14 protein-coding genes are annotated in these 18,535 nt (G+C 45.4%); all 14 read left to right on the top strand.

Annotation, left to right across the window (positions count from 1 at the left end; all coding sequences use genetic code 11):
* Position 1 precedes the first annotated feature (1 nt).
* The 14 genes from murE (at position 2) to dapB (ending at position 18,453) form a co-directional block, all read left to right on the top strand.
* A complete protein-coding gene (murE, locus tag ACE1OE_RS06805) occupies positions 2-1,501 on the top strand; it encodes a UDP-N-acetylmuramoyl-L-alanyl-D-glutamate--2,6-diaminopimelate ligase (RefSeq protein ID WP_449210544.1) in 1,500 nt (499 codons plus the stop codon).
* Between the two features lie 12 nt (positions 1,502-1,513).
* Positions 1,514-2,923 (top strand): UDP-N-acetylmuramoyl-tripeptide--D-alanyl-D-alanine ligase, encoded by a 1,410-nt coding sequence (locus ACE1OE_RS06810; protein ID WP_449210545.1) that lies wholly within the window; start codon positions 1,514-1,516, stop codon positions 2,921-2,923.
* Positions 2,920-4,002 carry a phospho-N-acetylmuramoyl-pentapeptide-transferase gene (mraY, locus tag ACE1OE_RS06815; RefSeq protein WP_102468334.1) on the top strand — a complete coding sequence of 361 codons (1,083 nt, stop codon included), beginning with the start codon at positions 2,920-2,922 and terminating at the stop codon, positions 4,000-4,002. The genes ACE1OE_RS06810 and mraY overlap by 4 nt, the downstream gene beginning before the upstream one ends.
* A 21-nt stretch (positions 4,003-4,023) precedes the next feature.
* Positions 4,024-5,358, top strand: a complete 1,335-nt coding sequence (murD, locus tag ACE1OE_RS06820; protein WP_449210546.1) for a UDP-N-acetylmuramoyl-L-alanine--D-glutamate ligase — start codon at positions 4,024-4,026, stop codon at positions 5,356-5,358.
* Positions 5,359-5,373: 15 nt separating this feature from the next.
* The gene (gene ftsW / locus ACE1OE_RS06825; RefSeq protein WP_102468336.1) at positions 5,374-6,594 is read left to right on the top strand and encodes a cell division protein FtsW; all 1,221 of its coding nucleotides are present in this window, start codon (positions 5,374-5,376) and stop codon (positions 6,592-6,594) included.
* Positions 6,581-7,648, top strand: coding sequence for an undecaprenyldiphospho-muramoylpentapeptide beta-N-acetylglucosaminyltransferase (murG, locus tag ACE1OE_RS06830; protein ID WP_449210547.1), 1,068 nt, complete (start codon positions 6,581-6,583; stop codon positions 7,646-7,648). Before ftsW ends, murG begins: the two co-directional genes overlap by 14 nt.
* Positions 7,649-7,661: 13 nt before the next feature.
* A complete protein-coding gene (gene murC / locus ACE1OE_RS06835) occupies positions 7,662-9,128 on the top strand; it encodes a UDP-N-acetylmuramate--L-alanine ligase (RefSeq protein ID WP_372059223.1) in 1,467 nt (488 codons plus the stop codon).
* Positions 9,129-9,356: 228 nt separating this feature from the next.
* Positions 9,357-10,160, top strand: coding sequence for a cell division protein FtsQ/DivIB (locus ACE1OE_RS06840; RefSeq protein WP_372078125.1), 804 nt, complete (start codon positions 9,357-9,359; stop codon positions 10,158-10,160).
* 136 nt (positions 10,161-10,296) lie between these two features.
* Entirely contained in the window at positions 10,297-11,559 is a 1,263-nt protein-coding gene (ftsA, locus tag ACE1OE_RS06845; RefSeq protein WP_372059225.1) for a cell division protein FtsA, read from the top strand.
* A gap of 29 nt (positions 11,560-11,588) precedes the next feature.
* Positions 11,589-12,815, top strand: coding sequence for a cell division protein FtsZ (gene ftsZ / locus ACE1OE_RS06850; protein ID WP_372059226.1), 1,227 nt, complete (start codon positions 11,589-11,591; stop codon positions 12,813-12,815).
* A 99-nt stretch (positions 12,816-12,914) separates the two neighbouring features.
* Positions 12,915-13,832, top strand: coding sequence for a UDP-3-O-acyl-N-acetylglucosamine deacetylase (lpxC, locus tag ACE1OE_RS06855; RefSeq protein ID WP_102468341.1), 918 nt, complete (start codon positions 12,915-12,917; stop codon positions 13,830-13,832).
* A gap of 551 nt (positions 13,833-14,383) precedes the next feature.
* The gene (secA, locus tag ACE1OE_RS06860) at positions 14,384-17,116 is read left to right on the top strand and encodes a preprotein translocase subunit SecA (RefSeq protein ID WP_449210548.1); all 2,733 of its coding nucleotides are present in this window, start codon (positions 14,384-14,386) and stop codon (positions 17,114-17,116) included.
* Between the two features lie 55 nt (positions 17,117-17,171).
* A complete protein-coding gene (gene mutT, locus ACE1OE_RS06865) occupies positions 17,172-17,570 on the top strand; it encodes an 8-oxo-dGTP diphosphatase MutT (protein ID WP_449210549.1) in 399 nt (132 codons plus the stop codon).
* 73 nt (positions 17,571-17,643) lie between these two features.
* Positions 17,644-18,453, top strand: coding sequence for a 4-hydroxy-tetrahydrodipicolinate reductase (gene dapB / locus ACE1OE_RS06870; RefSeq protein WP_102468344.1), 810 nt, complete (start codon positions 17,644-17,646; stop codon positions 18,451-18,453).
* Positions 18,454-18,535: the final 82 nt, after the last annotated feature.

An 18,535-nucleotide genomic window follows, 5' to 3' on the forward strand; every position in this document is an offset into this window, starting at 1 on the left:
TATGTTGACGCCTTTGACATTAACCGCGTTACTTGAGCCTTGGCTTAATGTCGATAACGACGTAGTTCCCAATGATGCACTCAAAAACATCATGGTTTCAAACCTTGAGCTGGATAGTCGAGCGATAGAAGCGGGGGACACGTTTGTCGCCATTATTGGTCATGAGGTCGATGGTCGTCGATTTATTGACAATGCACTGGCCGCTGGTGCGACGAGTGTGATTGCGCAAACCACCGATGAAAGCCAGCATGGTCAAGTAGATACGTCGGGGGCTTCTCCCGTTATCTATCTCTACGATCTTGGTCGCTTTCTTTCGGAGCTTGCTGCGCGTTTATACCGTTACCAACAATCGGTGATAGGTATTACTGGCACGAATGGAAAAACCACAATCGCGCAATTAATCGCGCAATGGCTTGAATTACTTGGTCACCCTGCTGCCGTCATGGGCACGACAGGTAATGGTTTTTTGCAGCAGCTAGAAGTGGCAAAAAATACCACGGGTAACGCCATTGAAGTCCAGAAAACATTATCAAAACTTGATGCTCAAGGGGCGGCCTACACGGCAATGGAGGTATCTTCTCATGGCTTGGTTCAAGGGCGCATTGCTGCTGTACCCTTTACGCTAGGTATCTTTACCAACCTAAGTCGTGACCACTTGGATTACCATGGCACGATGGGCGAGTACGAAGCCGCGAAGAAATTGTTATTTACCGCTCATCAATGCAAACATGCGGTGTTTAATATCGATGACGATGTCGGCATGCGTTGGCTAGAAGCGCGTCCAGATGCGATAGCGGTGTCGGTTAATGGCCTTCAAAAAGGCGAGCAATCACTGTGGGCGAGTAATGTTCAGTACAGTGAAAGTGGCATTACCGTGAGTTTTGAGGGCTGTTTTGGTTCCGGCGAGCTTCAAGCGCCACTCATTGGTCAGTTTAATGCCTGCAATGTGATGTTGGCGTTTGCCGCTTTATTACGCCTGGGCTTTGATAAAATGCAGCTGATTGAATGTGCTAAAAATCTTCAGCCTGTGTTAGGACGCATGGAGCTATTCCAAGTCGCTAACAAGCCTAAAATAGTTGTCGATTACGCCCATACGCCTGATGCTTTGGAAAAAGCATTGCAAGCGTTGCGCGTTCATTGCGAGGGTAAGCTTTGGGTCATTGTTGGTTGTGGTGGCGATCGCGACAAAGGCAAGCGTCCAATGATGGCATCGATAGCTGAGCAGTTGGCTGATTATGTTGTTCTCAGTGATGATAATCCACGTGGCGAAATGCCATCGGCGATCGTGGATGACATGTTAGCAGGGATGAATAACCCAGCAGCGGCTATGATTGAGCACAGTCGTTTTGAGGCAGCTAAAATAGCCTTAGCCCAAGCGGGTACGTCGGATATCATTTTACTCGCCGGCAAGGGCCATGAAGACTATCAAATCATCGGTCAAAAATCGGTCCACTATTCCGATCGTGAGTCGGCTGCTACCCTACTAGAAATCGAATTGTGATAGGAGTCGAATATGATTACGCTGACGTTATCTGACATTACCCATGCGGTAGGTGGCACCTTGATGGTCGGTGAGCATACCAAGTGTGCAGGCCCTGAAATGTTGATCGAGGCCGTGACAACCGATACCCGAGCGATTGAGCAAGGTGCATTATTTATCGCCTTGGTCGGTGAGCAATTCGATGCACATGATTTTGTCGCTCACGCTAAGGATAGCGGCGCTGTCGCTGTTATTGTCGAGAGAAAACTTGATGTTGATGTGACACAGATTGTGGTTGGCGACTCATTAAAGGCGCTCGGTCACCTTGGTGAATACGTTCATCAGCAAGCGAAATCTAAAAATAGACAGTCTAAAACCGCTAAAACGATTGGCATTACAGGCAGCTGCGGGAAGACAACGGTTAAAGAAATGGTGGCAAGTATCCTTAACCAACAAGGGCAAGTTCTCTATACGGCTGGGAACTTTAATAATGATATTGGTGTTCCGCTGACGTTATTAAGAAGCACGGAAAATGATGACTTCTCTGTCATTGAGATGGGCGCAAATCATGTGGGTGAAATTGCCTACACGACACAGTTGACTCATCCTGATATTGCCATTGTAAATAATGTGGCTGAGGCCCATCTAGAAGGGTTTGGTTCTCTACAAGGCGTAAAGCAAGCTAAGGGTGAGATATACCAAGGCTTAGAGCCATCTGGAACCGCCTTGGTGAACCTCGACAGCCAGGGTGGCGAGTTATGGAATGATGTCTTAAGCGATAAAAAAGTGGTGACTTTTGCCCAGCAAAACCCTGACGCAGACTACTTCGCTTCTGACATAGTAATGTCATCGCAAGGGAGTTCGTCCTTTACACTGCACACGCCTATTGGGCAAGTTGCGATAGAGCTTGGTTTGATCGGTCTTCATAATGTCAGTAACGCCATTGCCTCTGCAGCGTTAGCGGTGCAATGCGATAGCTCGTTATTACAGATTCAGCTAGGGTTGAAAACCTTGAATAAGGTCAAAGGACGTGTCGAGGTAGAAAAACTCACCGAGACCATTACCTTGATTGATGACAGTTACAATGCCAGCGTACCGGCCATGAAAGCCGCGGTAGACCTACTCTCGCAGTTCAATGGAGAGCGCTGGTTGATTTTGGGCAACATGGCAGAATTGGGGCATGAAAGCCTTGCACTTCACAAAGAAGTCGGACAACATGCTGCACCTTTCGCATTCGACCATGTTTTAACCTATGGTGAAGATGCGAAAGTAATCAGTGACCTTTGCAGTGGTATGCATTTCCAAAGTCACGACGTTATGCTCGATTACATTGAGCAACATCTACTATTATTAAATCAGACCTCTCACACCTTGTTGGTGAAAGGGGCGAACAGTGCTGGTATGTTCAAGATCGCGACGGCACTGAAGGAGAATTTTTCATGATCATTTGGCTTGCTGAGCTACTCCAGCCATACTTTTCTTTCTTTCGTCTTTTCGAATACCTGTCATTTAGAGCGATTGTCAGTGTGTTAACCGCGCTTGGGCTGTCTTTATGGATGGGGCCTAAAATGATTGCCAAATTGCAAATGCTGCAAATTGGCCAAGTGGTGCGAAACGAAGGTCCAGAATCTCACTTTAGTAAGCGTGGCACACCAACAATGGGTGGTGTGATGATCTTATTTACGATTACGTTTACGGTCTTGCTTTGGTCAGATTTGACCAATCCTTACGTATGGGCTGTCTTGGTGGTATTGCTGGGTTTTGGCGCCGTTGGTTTTGTCGATGATTATCGTAAAGTCGTACGTAAGAACACGGACGGCTTGATAGCTCGTTGGAAGTATTTTTGGCAGTCTGTGATTGCGTTGGTGGTTGCATTTGCACTGTACGCACATGGCCAAGATACGGCGGCTACGCAGCTTGTTGTACCATTTTTCAAAGATATTATGCCTCAAATGGGGCTGTTCTATATCGTCTTTACTTATTTCGTTATTGTTGGAACCAGTAATGCCGTCAACCTGACCGATGGTCTTGATGGCTTAGCTATTATGCCAACGGTATTGGTGGCAGCAGGTTTTGCTGTGATTGCCTGGGCAACGGGTAACGTGAATTTTGCCAATTACCTGCATATCCCCCATATCCCATATACGTCTGAGCTAGTGGTGGTTTGTACTGCCATCGTTGGGGCTGGCCTTGGTTTCCTTTGGTTTAATACTTACCCTGCCCAAGTGTTCATGGGCGATGTGGGTTCGCTGGCCTTGGGTGGTGCACTCGGCGTTATTGCGGTATTGGTCCGTCAAGAGTTTGTGTTAGTGATCATGGGAGGAGTATTTGTTATGGAGACCCTGTCGGTGATATTGCAGGTAGGTTCATACAAATTGCGTGGTCAACGTATCTTCCGCATGGCACCAATACACCATCACTATGAATTGAAAGGCTGGCCAGAGCCTCGCGTTATCGTGCGATTTTGGATCATCTCGATTGTTTTGGTGCTCATTGGCTTGGCGACACTGAAAGTACGTTAATTCGTGGTAGGAACAGTAAGCATGGAACGTTGGCAAGACATTCGTAACGTGGTGGTCGTTGGGCTCGGTATTACCGGGCTCTCTGTCGTTAATCACTTACAACAAATCCCGCACTCACTTCGAATACGTGTTATGGATTCTCGGGCGCAGCCACCAGGCGCCGACACACTGCCTCAAGGCATTGACTTGCATTGTGGCAGCTTTGAGCAGCAATGGCTCAATGAAGCAGATTTGATTGTGTGTAATCCTGGTATTGCGCTGGCAACCCCTGAGATAGCGACAGCCATGGCGCTGGATATCCCCGTTGTTGGTGATATTGAACTATTTGCTTGGGCGAACACTAAGCCAGTCATCGCTATTACTGGATCTAACGGTAAAAGCACCGTCACAGACCTGACGGGTGAGCTAGCAAAGGCCGCAGGCTTGAAGGTTGGTGTCGGGGGCAATATTGGTGTCCCAGCTTTAGATTTATTGCAACTGGATGCGGATCTTTATGTCCTTGAACTTTCGAGCTTCCAGCTAGAAACAACCTCGAGTCTAAAAACGATAGCATCTGCCTTCTTGAATCTTTCTGAAGACCACATGGATCGCTATCAAGGGATGGATGATTATGCGCTCGCCAAACAGCGTATATTCTTGCATGCTGAGAATGCGTTAGTGAATAGGTTAGAACCTGAAACCTACCCTGATCCTAAACGTTATACTGGGCACCTGCACACCTTTGGTTTTGATAACCAAGCGTTTGGTATGCAGCAGCAAAATGGTACGACTTGGTTAATGGATAACGGTGAGCCGATTGTTGACGCCAGTATGTTGAACATTGTTGGAAAACACAATTGGTCTAATGCCTTAGTCGCATGTGCTTTGTTAAAACTCGCAGGGGTGGATTATCGTCGCTCAAGTGAGGCGCTGATCCAATATTCAGGACTTAGCCATCGTTGTCAGGTTGTCGCCAAAGAAAATGGTGTGACATGGGTGAATGACTCTAAGGCGACGAATGTGGCGAGCACATTGGCGGCATTATCTGGCTTAGTCTTAGAAGGGCACCTTTACTTGTTGCTTGGTGGTGAAGGGAAAGGCGCAGACTTTAGCGCACTTTCTGATCCTCTTTCACAACTCAATGTATCGCTTTGTTGCTTTGGGCGTGACGGTGAATTGTTTACGTCGTTACATTCGAGTGCTCAGCGATTCGATACATTGGACGAGGTTTTGGCCCATATTACACCCACGCTCAAGCAGGGCGATATGGTGATGCTTTCGCCGGCTTGCGCGAGCTTCGATCAGTTTGCAAATTTCATGGCTCGTGGTGACCATTTTTCAGCATTGGCTAAACAATATTCGCGACAAGTGAGTTAACACGGACGTGCCGATATGTTTCATCAAGTAAAACAACGTACATCAGATTGGCTTGGTACAGCAGCGCCGAAGACGCTCTACGACAGACAGCTTGTCTGGTTAGCGTTAGGCTTGATGATGACTGGCCTAGTCATGGTGACGTCTGCCTCTTTCCCAATTAGCTCTCGCCTTACCGATCAACCGTTTCACTTTATGTTCAGGCATGCCATTTTTTTATGTTTGGCGATTGCGGTTTCATCGGTCGTATTACAAGTACCGGTAAAGAAATGGTTCCAATATAGCTCTTACCTTCTCGCTATCTCTATCGTGCTACTGGTGGTTGTATTGGTGGTGGGTAAGTCAGTGAATGGCGCTTCCCGCTGGATCCCATTAGGGCTATTTAACCTTCAGCCGGCTGAGGTCGCCAAGCTTGCTCTGTTTATATTCATGTCCGGCTACTTAGTTAGAAAACAAGATGAAGTTAGGCGGTCTTTTTTTGGTGGGTTTATCAAACCTATCATGGTATTTACCACACTTGCGGTATTGCTACTTGGCCAACCGGACTTAGGCTCAGTGGTCGTAATGCTCGTGACGCTGTTTGGCATGTTGTTCATTGCTGGTGCAAAGCTATCTCAATTTATTGCGCTATTTGTCGCAGGTGTGAGTGCTGTTATCGGACTGATTTTGGTTGAGCCATACCGAGTTCGACGAGTGACCTCATTCTTAGACCCTTGGGAAGATCCGTTTGGAAGCGGTTATCAGCTGACTCAGTCATTAATGGCGTTCGGACGCGGTAACTGGATGGGGCAAGGATTGGGTAATTCCATTCAAAAGTTGGAATATTTACCGGAAGCACATACCGATTTTGTGTTTGCTGTTTTAGCAGAAGAGCTGGGCTACATAGGTGTGGTCCTAGTGTTAATGTTGGTGTTTGGCTTAGTGATTAAAGCGCTCTTTATTGGTAAAAGAGCATTTGAAAAACAACAACTCTTTGGTGGTTACCTTTCTTTTGCTATCGGTATATGGTTTGCTTTTCAAACGCTGGTTAATGTAGGCGCAGCGGCGGGCATGGTGCCGACTAAAGGACTGACATTGCCCCTAATCAGTTACGGCGGGTCAAGTCTTATTATTATGTCAGTTGCGGTCTCGATTTTGCTAAGGGTTGACTATGAGTGTCGCTTGTTACCTGAGACCTCAACCCCAGAAAAACCTGAATTAAAGCCACAAGAAAAAGACGTTAAAAATGAAGAAAAATAAACGATTGATGGTGATGGCTGGTGGTACCGGTGGTCATGTATTTCCTGGTCTTGCTGTGGCAAAAAGGCTACAAGAACAAGGTTGGGATATTCGCTGGTTGGGTACTGCAGACCGAATGGAAGCTGATCTGGTTCCAAAGCATGGTATCGAGATCGACTTTATCAAGGTGAAAGGTTTGCGTGGGCAAGGACTGGTCAAGTTGCTGAAAGCACCGTTCCAGATTTGTAGTGCGATCTTGCAAGCAAGATCGCATCTCAAGCATTGGCAACCTGATGCCGTGCTTGGTATGGGAGGGTATGTCAGTGGTCCAGGTGGTATTGCGGCTTGGAGTTTGGGCATCCCTGTCGTGCTGCATGAGCAAAATGGTGTGGCGGGCTTAACGAATAATTGGTTATCTAAGATTGCCAAAAAAGTGTTCCAGGCGTTTCCTGGTGCGTTTCCAAATGCGGAAGTTGTCGGCAACCCAGTTCGTCAAGACTTGCTTAATATCGAGCGACCAGAATCTCGCCTGAGAAATCGTGAAGGAGACATCCGCATTCTCGTGATGGGTGGCAGTCAAGGTGCTCAGATCCTCAATAAAACGCTACCGCCGGTGCTTAAAAAACTGGGAGCAGGCTATGAGGTTCGTCACCAAGCAGGTAAAGGCAACCAGGCATTAGTTAGCCAGGACTACCAAGCGTGCGGTGTAGCAAAGGCCAGTGTCAGTGATTTTATTGATGATGTGTCGGCGGCGTACCAGTGGGCAGATTTAGTCGTTTGCCGCTCTGGTGCCTTGACGGTATCGGAACTAGCGGCAGTAGGCGTTGGGGCCATTTTCGTTCCTTTCATGCATAAAGACCGACAACAAGCACTAAATGGTGATCACTTAGTCCATAGCGGTGCCGCATATATGATTGAGCAGCCGGATTTAACCGTGGACGCTCTAGCATCGCAAATCTCAAATTTAGACCGAGCGCAACTAGTCACTTTAGCGATTAATGCTCGAAAAGCCGCTAAACTTGATGCAGATACACGCGTTGCCAACGAAATTATTGAATTAACAAAATTAGATTAATGAGACGTTTTTAATGACACAGCAGCACAAACAAGATTTAGCACAGATTCGCGCTTTAGTACCGGAGATGAGACGCGTGAAGACGATTCATTTCGTGGGTATTGGCGGTGCCGGTATGAGCGGTATTGCCGAGGTTTTACTCAACGAAGGGTATCAGATCACAGGCTCAGACCTAGGCAGTAATGCGGTGACGGAACGTCTGCAAGATAAAGGGGCGACGATTTATCGTGGTCACCAAGCCAGCAATATTGATCAAGCCAGTGTCGTGGTGGTCTCTACGGCGATTAGCGCTGAAAACCCTGAGCTATTGGCAGCAAAAGAGCTGCGTATTCCCGTGGTACAACGTGCAGAAATGTTAGCGGAGCTAATGCGATTTCGTCATGGGATTGCGGTTGCTGGGACACATGGTAAAACGACCACGACAGCGCTAGTGACTCAGATTTATTCAGAAGCGGGTATGGATCCAACGTTTGTGAATGGTGGGTTAGTGAAGAGTGCGGGTACGAATGCACGTCTGGGATCAAGTCGTATCTTGATTGCAGAGGCGGATGAAAGCGATGCATCGTTCCTGCATCTTCAGCCAATGGTTAGTATTGTTACCAATATTGAAGCCGACCACATGGATACCTATGGCGGTGACTTTGATACGCTGAAACAAACGTTTATTGATTTCCTACACAACTTACCTTTTTACGGTCAAGCCGTCGTATGTGTCGATGATCCTGTCGTTCGAGAACTCATTCCACGAATCAGCCGTCAGGTTATTACGTATGGATTTTCCGAAGATGCAGATGTTCGTATTGAGAATTATCGACAGCAAGGTCAACAGGGCAAATTTACGGTTGTCAGAAAAGACCGAGAAAACCTCGATATTACATTAAATATCCCGGGTGAACATAATGCGCTCAATGCGTCAGCGGCTATTGCTGTTGCCACTGAAGATAACATTTCAGATGAAGCCATTGTGAAAGCAATGTTAGGGACGGAAGGAACTGGACGCAGGTTTGAACACCTTGGTGAATTTGATACCGGTAATGGTGACGTCATGCTGGTGGACGATTATGGTCATCATCCTACGGAAGTCGATGTCACTATCAAAGCGGCGCGTAATGGGTGGAGTGATAAACGACTGGTCATGATATTCCAACCGCATCGCTATAGCCGAACCCGCGACTTGTATGAAGACTTTGCGAATGTGCTAGAGCAGGTGGATGTTTTAGTCATGCTTGATGTCTATTCAGCGGGTGAGACACCTATTGTTGGTGCTGACGGGCGAGCGTTATGCCGAACAATACGAACTCGCGGCAAGTTAGATCCTGTTTTTGTGCCAGAAATGAACAACTTACCATCAGTTTTATCCAATCTTTTGCAAGACGGAGACTTAGTCCTGACGCAAGGCGCTGGTGACATAGGTAAAGTAGCCAAGCAATTACAAACGATGGAATTGAATATTAAAACGATGCAAAACAATGCTCGTTAGTTATTGTGTATTTTATTAAATAAAAGTACGCTGTACGGCTTGGTTTTAACTTATTGAGTTACCCAAGCCTATTTTTTAGCGAATTTCATACTCAAATCTTCAGTTTTATGCTCTTGAGTATTTGATAGTTTTATATTCGTTAGTATAATCCTAAGGTTATAGACAGTAGGTTAGACTCTGACTCCACAATGTTAGAAAGCGAAGAGCAGTTAATTAGGGACTGATGAGTTGACAAGAACTTCGGCAAGCAGCGCTATAAACGATAAATCGTCCACCCTGTTGAATCAACATGGATTAGGATTAGTGTTTTTATTTATCGTGATCACTGCTATTGGTTCTGGACTTTATGCCACGATTAGCTGGATGTGGGATGATCAGCGCCTACCTTTGTCTAAGATTGTATTGCAGGGAGACCTGACGCACGTGTCGGCGAAAGATGTGCAAGATGCATTTGCCCACCTTGACCATATCGGTACATTTATGTCGCAAGATATCAATGTATTACAATCGAGTGTGGAGAATATTGAATGGGTATCTCAAGCGTCGGTAAGAAAGCAATGGCCTGATACGGTAAAAGTCTTCTTAACGGAATATCAAGCCAGTGCTATTTGGAATGGTATCGAGATGTTGGACGCGTCGGGGGTTGTTTTCAATGGCGACGTCTCTCGTATAGAAGAAGAAAAAGTGAAGCTCTATGGACCGACAGGGACAGAATTAAAAGTCCTTAACGCCTACAGAGAAAGTAATAAAAAACTGGCGACATTAGGCCTGACTATTTCATCTTTGGTATTAAATGAGCGCCGTGCTTGGCAGGTCATTTTAAGCAATGGTATCAGGGTTGAACTAGGTAAAGATGCGCTAAACGATCGTCTGCAGCGTTTTATTTTTCTTTATCAACGTCTGGGCGACAAGGTATCTGAGGTCAGCTATATTGATTTACGATACGATACTGGTGCCGCTGTTGGTTGGTTTCCCGTCGATGAATCAACAGAAAATGGCGGTAAAGAAGCAAAACAGAATGTCGCAAGTTAGCGACTGGCGTTATGTATCAGCAATTCAGAGTGCTGATACATAAATTCAGTCTTGCAATTAAGCCGCTATTACCTTTAATTATAATTAAAGCGAGTGGTTTAAATGGTAAATGAAACTTTAGAATAAGAGAGTACAGATGACTAAGACCATGGATGACAATTTGATTGTCGGTCTTGATATAGGCACTGCTACCGTGTCGGCTTTGGTGGGAGAAATTCTACCAGATGGTCAGGTTAACATTATTGGTGCCGGCTCCAGCCCATCTCGTGGGATGGACAAAGGCGGTGTTAATGATCTTGAATCTGTCGTTAAGTCAGTACAACGTGCCATAGATCAAGCTGAGCTTATGGCTGAATGTAAGATCACAAACGTCTTTATCTCTTTATCTGGTCGTCATATTGCTAGCCGTATCGAAAAAGGTATGGGAACCATTTCTGAAGAAGAAGTGTCACAAGATGATATGGATCGGGCGATACATACCGCTAAATCTATAAAAATTGGTGATGAACAACGTATTCTGCATGTAATTCCGCAAGAATTTACCATAGACTATCAAGAAGGGATAAAAAACCCTCTTGGTTTATCTGGTGTTCGTATGGAAGTCAGCGTTCATTTGATTTCTTGCCATAACGATATGGCTAGAAATATCATCAAAGCGGTAGAGCGTTGTGGGTTAAAAGTCGAACAGCTCGTATTCTCAGGTCTAGCATCAAGTAATGCTGTGATTACGGAAGACGAACGAGAGTTAGGCGTTTGTGTCGTGGATATTGGTGCTGGAACAATGGATGTTTCCATTTGGACTGGTGGCGCTCTACGACATACCGAGGTTTTTTCATATGCTGGAAATGCAGTGACCAGTGATATTGCATTTGCGTTTGGAACACCGTTGAGTGATGCTGAAGAAATCAAGGTAAAACACGGTTGTGCATTGAGTGAATTGGTCAGTAAAGACGATACAGTGAATGTGCCTAGTGTGGGAGGCCGACCTTCTCGCAGTTTGCAGCGTCAAACGCTGGCAGAAGTGATTGAACCACGCTATACAGAGTTAATGGGGCTAGTCAATCAAACCATTGATAATGTACAAATTAAATTGAGGGAGAGTGGTGTTAAACATCACCTCGCTGCAGGTGTTGTCTTAACAGGCGGTGCCGCGCAAATTGAAGGGGTTGTTGAATGCGCCGAGCGCGTTTTTCGCAACCAAGTTCGTGTTGGCAAACCTCTCGAGGTTAGTGGTCTCACGGACTATGTTAAGGAGCCGTATCATTCGACGGCCGTAGGATTACTTCATTACGCAAGAGATAGTCAGATTAATGACGACAATGATTATAACGAACCAAAACGTCAATCGGTGTCGACACTATTCGGTAAATTGCGGAATTGGATACAAAAAGAGTTTTAACCTGAGTTGCAGGGAAACGGAGATAACAAATGTTTGAACCGATGATGGAAATGTCTGACGAAGCGGTAATCAAGGTAGTTGGAGTTGGCGGTGGCGGTGGTAACGCTGTTGAACACATGGTGCGCGAATCGATCGAAGGGGTCGATTTCATCAGTGTAAATACAGATGCACAAGCACTCCGCAAAACGAGTATTAACCACGTCATTCAAATTGGTGGTGATATCACAAAAGGCTTGGGAGCAGGTGCAAACCCTCAAGTTGGACGTGATGCAGCTCTAGAAGACAAAGAAAGAATTAAAGAAAGCATTACAGGCGCCGATATGGTGTTTATTGCAGCAGGAATGGGTGGTGGTACCGGTACAGGTGCTGCTCCAGTGATTGCAGAAGTGGCGAAAGAACTTGGTATCCTAACGGTTGCCGTTGTGACTAAGCCATTTAGCTTTGAAGGTAAAAAACGTTTAGCATTCGCAGAACAAGGCATTGAAGAGCTTTCTAAGCACGTCGATTCTTTGATTACGATTCCAAACGAAAAACTTCTTAAAGTATTGGGTCGCGGTGTCACGCTACTCGAAGCATTCGCTAGTGCGAATGACGTCCTTAAGAATGCGGTTCAAGGTATTGCAGAACTGATTACTCGCCCAGGTATGATCAACGTCGATTTCGCCGATGTTCGTACTGTGATGTCCGAAATGGGACATGCAATGATGGGTAGTGGCGTAGCGAAAGGTGAAGACCGAGCTGAAGAAGCGGCAGAGATGGCAATCTCTAGCCCACTTTTAGAAGACATCGATCTTGCTGGTGCTCGTGGTGTTCTTGTGAATATCACTGCTGGTCTAGATATGCGCCTAGATGAGTTTGAAACGGTTGGTAATACGGTTAAAGCGTTTGCTTCTGATAATGCAACGGTTGTTATTGGTACCTCTCTTGACCCAGATATGAGTGATGAGATCCGAGTAACGGTTGTTGCTACTGGTATCGGCAATGAGCGTAAACCAGATATCACTTTGGTTGCCGGTGGTAAAGCGCCAGTAACTACAGCTCAACCACAAGCTGCGGTTCAAGCTCAAGCGGCAAAAGTGGAAGAGAAAGTGGCACCAAATGTGCATGTTAATGCTCATGAGAAGCCAGAGGTTAAACCGCAGACAACACCAACGGTGAACACGTCTACGGGATCAGCAAATAATGCTGTACCTAAGCCTGAGAAAGAAAATGGCTACTTAGATATCCCAGCATTTTTACGTCGTCAAGCGGACTAGCTAATCCGCTCGAATTTGACATAGCTCAAAATTCTGGTAGGATTCGCGGTTGCTTACATAATCAACTGTGATATGTAACGTAGATAAAGAGGTTTGCAGATGATCAAACAACGTACGCTGAAAGAAATAGTGACTACAGTGGGGGTGGGACTCCACTCTGGCCGTAAAGTAACACTAACTCTACGCCCAGCTGCGGCTAACACTGGCATAATTTATCGTCGTACAGACATAAATCCGCCGGTCGATTTCCCTGCAGACCCATTATCAGTGCGTGATACAGTGCTATGTACCGCTCTGGTTAACGATGAAGGTATTCGTATCTCTACCGTGGAGCACCTCAGTGCTGCTCTAGCGGGTATGGGTGTTGATAATATCATCGTAGAAGTTGACGCACCTGAAATCCCAATTATGGATGGCAGTGCGAGTCCGTTTGTTTACCTACTTCAGCAAGCGGGTATTGAAGTGCAAAACGCTCCGAAGCGTTTTATACGTATCAAGAAACCTGTGCGCTTTGAAGATGACGACAAATGGGCAGAGCTTCGTCCTTATAACGGTTTCCGTATGGACTTTGAGATCGAGTTTAACCACCCGGCAATAGACTCTGATGAGCAACGCCTGAAGTTCGATTTTTCTTCTCAAGGCTTTGTGAAAGAAATCTCGCGAGCTCGTACTTTTGGTTTTATGCGTGATATTGAATATCTTCAATCTCAGAACCTATGTTTAGGTGGAAGCTTTAATTGTGCGATCGTTCTTGATGAATACCGAATTCTTAATGAAGAAGGTCTTCGTTTTGAAAACGAATTTGTGACACATAAAGTTCTAGACGCCATCGGTGATTTGTATATGGCAGGACATGCTATTGTTGGTGAGTTCTCAGCATACAAATCAGGCCACGGTCTCAATAACCAACTTCTGAGAGCAGTTTTAGCCGATCAGGAAGCGTGGGAATGGGCGACGTTTGAAGAAGAAGCTGGCTCTCCAGTTGCTTTTGCTGACCCAGCGATGGTTCTTGCGTAGAACCAATAGAGAATTAAATAAAAAGTCAGGCTTATGCCTGACTTTTTTGCGTTTGGGTCCATGAGAAGTGTCCGACAGCAATGACCTTAAGCCTTATTGTTTTCGCAAATATTGACACTGAGGCGGCGGCATATTGCCAGGTCCATGTGATCCCTTTGCCGTGCCGCGCGATAAGATATTCAAACAGTATAGTGATCAGTTACTCATGCATTAAGACTCATGGTGCATGATAAGATTGCGTTTTTAACAACATTTCATCTATATCGTCTTGGCGTTATTTCAGCGACAATTTACTTTTTTAAACACGTTATATGCAAAAACTTCCAAATACATCAAAAAAATTGGTTAAGTTTGCCTAGTTACTTGGTTGTTAGGTCAAAAATTCCTTACACTATGTCCATTAATTGGTAAGTCTGCCTTGAAATTTAGAAGTTTGAACGCAATATCAGCTTATATAGATTTTATCTCTCTTGGGTCAATAGACCTCAGTCGAGACGGAAGGCAATTTTAATAGGTCGGAATGATCTAATAGTAGAGAGAAAAAATACACAATGATTACTAAGCTACTGACTAAGGTCATTGGTAGTCGCAACGACAGAACTTTGCGTCGACTAAGAAAAATTGTTAAAGAAATTAATAGCTACGAGCCTCAATTTGAGTCACTCAATGATGATGACCTAAAAGCTAAGACTATTGAGTTTCGTGAGAGACTGGATAAAGGCGAATCTCTCGATAACATTTTGCCAGAAGCTTTTGCGACCGTTCGTGAGGCATCTAAACGCGTATTCGGTATGCGCCACTTTGACGTTCAATTGATCGGTGGCATGGTGTTGAATTCAGGCCAGATCGCAGAAATGCGAACGGGTGAAGGTAAAACACTGACGGCAACACTTCCTGCTTATCTCAATGCCTTGCCTGGTAAAGGCGTACACATCGTTACGGTCAACGATTATCTTGCGAAACGTGATGCCGAAACAAACCGAGCTTTGTTTGAATTTTTGGGTATGACCGTTGGTGTTAACGTCCCAAACATGCACCCGCAAGAGAAAAAAGAAGCATATCAAGCTGATATCCTTTACGGGACCAATAATGAATTTGGTTTCGATTATTTACGTGACAACATGGCTTTCCGCGTTGAAGACCGTGTACAGCGCGCTCGATTCTTTGCTGTTGTCGATGAAGTGGATTCCATCCTTATCGATGAGGCTCGTACACCTTTGATTATCTCTGGCCCTGCTGAAGATAGCTCAGAGCTTTACACCAAAATTAATACGCTAATCCCACACCTTCAAGTTCAAGATCAAGAAGACTCTGAAGAGTATCGTGGTGACGGGCACTATACGGTCGATGAAAAATCGAAACAGGTACACCTGACCGAAACTGGCCAGGAGTTCGTTGAAGAACTACTGATCAAAAATGAAATGATGGTAGAAGGCGATACGTTGTATTCTCCAACTAACATCAGTTTACTTCACCATGTGAACGCGGCTTTACGCGCACATGTGTTGTTTGAAGTGAACGTAGACTACATTGTGACGGAAGAAGGTGAGGTCGTTATTGTCGACGAGCACACTGGACGTACAATGCCTGGCCGTCGCTGGTCAGAAGGTCTTCATCAAGCTGTAGAGGCAAAAGAAGGCGTTAAAATTCAAAATGAAAACCAAACGCTAGCCTCGATCACGTTCCAGAACTTTTTCCGTTTGTATGAAAAATTGTCTGGTATGACAGGTACGGCCGATACTGAAGCATTTGAGTTTCAATCTATCTACGGCTTAGAAACCGTTGTTATTCCAACCAATAAGCCAATGGTTCGTAATGACATGCCAGATGTCGTCTATCGTACAGAAACTGAAAAGTTCAATGCGATCATTGAGGATATAAAAGAGCGTGCGGCCAATGGCCAGCCTATTCTTGTTGGTACAGTTTCGATTGAGAAATCCGAGTTATTATCTAACGCATTGAAAGAGGCGAAAGTAAAACATAACGTCCTTAATGCTAAGTTCCATGAAAGAGAAGCTGAAATTGTCGCTGAAGCGGGTACGCCTGGTGCGGTTACGATTGCAACAAACATGGCAGGCCGTGGTACGGATATCGTGCTTGGTGGTAGCTGGCAGGTACAGGCAGAAGCGTTAAGTAATCCAACGCAAGAGCAAATTGATGCAATAAAAGCCGAGTGGCGAGTGGTGCATGATAAAGTTCTCGAGTCAGGTGGTCTGCATATCATCGGTACTGAGCGTCATGAATCTCGCCGTATCGATAACCAGCTGCGTGGTCGTTCGGGTCGTCAAGGGGATGCGGGTTCTTCGCGTTTTTATCTTTCTATGGAAGATCAGTTACTCCGTATCTTTACGTCAGACCGTATGGCTGGTTTGATTCAAAGTGGCATGGACGAAGGTGAAGCGATTGAGAGTAAGATGTTGTCTCGCTCAATTGAAAAAGCCCAGCGTAAAGTAGAAGGCCGTAACTTCGATATTCGTAAGCAGCTACTTGAATTTGATGACGTTGCGAATGACCAACGTAAAGTGGTTTACGAACTTCGTGATGAGTTGATGACAGCTGAAGACATTCGCGAAATGCTTGAGCATAATCGCCAAGATGTCTTTACCGCGGTTATCGATGAATATATTGCACCTCAGTCTTTAGAAGATATGTGGGATGTTGAAGGTCTTCAAGAGCGCCTGAAAAATGACTTTGATTTAGATCTACCAATTAAAACTTGGTTAGAAGAAGACGATAAGCTTTACGAAGAAGCACTTCGAGAGAAGATTCTGGAGACAGCGGTATCGGTTTACAACCAGAAAGAAGAAACGGTTGGTGCTTCAGTACTGCGTAACTTCGAAAAATCTGTCATGTTGCAAACGCTTGATACGCTTTGGAAAGAGCATTTGGCTGCAATGGATCACCTACGTCAAGGTATCCATTTACGTGGTTATGCTCAGAAAAACCCGAAACAAGAGTATAAGCGCGAGTCATTTGAGTTGTTCGAAGAGCTGCTTGAATCTCTAAAACTCGATGTCGTGACTATCTTGTCTAAAGTACGAGTTCAGCAGCAAGAAGAAGTTGAGCAAATGGAAGCGCAGCGTCAAGCTCAGGCGGAAGAGGTCGCTCGTCGTGCTCAACCGCAACATGCGACGGCTGAAAACCAACTCGCTGATCCTAATGAAGAGAGCAGTGATGATGGTCAGCAACCTGTTGTTCGTGATGAACGAAAGGTAGGCCGCAACGAGCCTTGTCCTTGTGGTTCTGGCAAGAAATATAAACAATGCCATGGTCAGATTAACTAAATCATGATGTATTAAAAAGAGCCGCTTTAGCGGCTCTTTTTGCAAAGGAAGCTTAATGAAACGACTACACATTGTTGCGGGTATTATTTTTAATACTGATAAGTCTGAGGTCTATATTACTAAACGGCCAGATAAAGCTCATCAGGGTGGGTTTTGGGAATTTCCGGGTGGTAAAGTTGAATCGAGTGAAAGTGCAGAAGCCGCAATAAAGCGTGAATTGTTCGAAGAGATTGATATCCAAGTTACCGAGATTGCGCTGTTTGAACACTTGTTGCATGACTATGCTGACAAGTCACTTGCGTTTGATTTCTTTGAGATCAACGCTTTTAATCGTGAGCCATTTGGGAAGGAAGGGCAGCAGGGGCGATGGGTTGAGATAGCAACACTTAACGATTACGCTTTTCCCGACGCGAATATCCCGATACTCAATAAAGTGATCGAAAAATACTCGTAACGAACTCAAGCCCCTAGCGAGCGGAAATGCTTTACGTTACATTGGTAGCAAATAATCAACGGAGAATAACGCAATGGTAAGAATTGCGATTGCAGGAGCAGCGGGCCGAATGGGCCGTAACTTAGTAAAAGCAACGTTTCATAATGAATATGCCACAGTCGGTGCTGGCTCAGAAAGGCCTGAGTCGTCCCTTGTGGGTGTTGATGTTGGTGAATTATGTGGTGAAGGGCGATTTAACGTTGCCTTGGTTGATGATTTAGCAAAGTCGATCGATAGCTTTGATGTCATTATCGATTTTACTGCACCAAAAAGTACCCTTGCAAACCTCGCACTATGCCAACAGCATGGTAAGAAGATGATTATCGGTACGACAGGCTTTTCTGAAGAAGAGAAAGCCCAGATCGATGAAGCTTCAAAATTGGTTCCTTTAGTGATGGCCCCTAACTACAGTGTGGGTGTGAACCTTGTCTTTAAGTTGCTTGAGAAAGCGGCGAAGGTGATGGGAGACTATTGTGATGTTGAAATTGTTGAGGCACATCACCGTCATAAAGTCGATGCACCATCAGGCACTGCGATAGGTATGGGTGAAGCGATTGCTGGCGCTATGGGGAACGAGTTAAACGATGTAGCCGTCTATGCCCGCGAAGGTATTACAGGTGAGCGTACCCGTGACGAGATTGGCTTTGCCACTATTCGAGCTGGCGATATTATTGGTGAACATACCGCTATGTTTGCTGATATTGGTGAGCGTGTTGAGATTACACACAAGGCCACGGATCGAATGACGTTTGCAAATGGGGCCGTGAAGGCGGCCGTTTGGCTTGGTGACAAACCTGCCGGTTTCTATACCATGACGGAAGTTCTCGGCTTAGACCAAATTTAACGAGAAAGCACTCATTGTGAGTGCTTTTTTTTTGTTTTTATTTTGATTGCCGTCTAAGAGTGAAACTACATAGTTATGCTTC

Source organism: Vibrio sp. E150_011 (genome assembly GCF_053544015.1).

Coding starts and splice junctions, on each gene's coding strand:
- mutT (WP_449210549.1), top strand. CDS start 17,172: ATGAAACGACTACACATTGTTGCGGGTATTATTTTTAATACTGATAAG.
- mraY (WP_102468334.1), top strand. CDS start 2,920: ATGATCATTTGGCTTGCTGAGCTACTCCAGCCATACTTTTCTTTCTTT.
- ftsZ (WP_372059226.1), top strand. CDS start 11,589: ATGTTTGAACCGATGATGGAAATGTCTGACGAAGCGGTAATCAAGGTA.
- secA (WP_449210548.1), top strand. CDS start 14,384: ATGATTACTAAGCTACTGACTAAGGTCATTGGTAGTCGCAACGACAGA.
- ftsW (WP_102468336.1), top strand. CDS start 5,374: ATGTTTCATCAAGTAAAACAACGTACATCAGATTGGCTTGGTACAGCA.
- murG (WP_449210547.1), top strand. CDS start 6,581: ATGAAGAAAAATAAACGATTGATGGTGATGGCTGGTGGTACCGGTGGT.
- murD (WP_449210546.1), top strand. CDS start 4,024: ATGGAACGTTGGCAAGACATTCGTAACGTGGTGGTCGTTGGGCTCGGT.
- murC (WP_372059223.1), top strand. CDS start 7,662: ATGACACAGCAGCACAAACAAGATTTAGCACAGATTCGCGCTTTAGTA.
- ACE1OE_RS06810 (WP_449210545.1), top strand. CDS start 1,514: ATGATTACGCTGACGTTATCTGACATTACCCATGCGGTAGGTGGCACC.
- murE (WP_449210544.1), top strand. CDS start 2: ATGTTGACGCCTTTGACATTAACCGCGTTACTTGAGCCTTGGCTTAAT.
- ftsA (WP_372059225.1), top strand. CDS start 10,297: ATGACTAAGACCATGGATGACAATTTGATTGTCGGTCTTGATATAGGC.
- lpxC (WP_102468341.1), top strand. CDS start 12,915: ATGATCAAACAACGTACGCTGAAAGAAATAGTGACTACAGTGGGGGTG.
- dapB (WP_102468344.1), top strand. CDS start 17,644: ATGGTAAGAATTGCGATTGCAGGAGCAGCGGGCCGAATGGGCCGTAAC.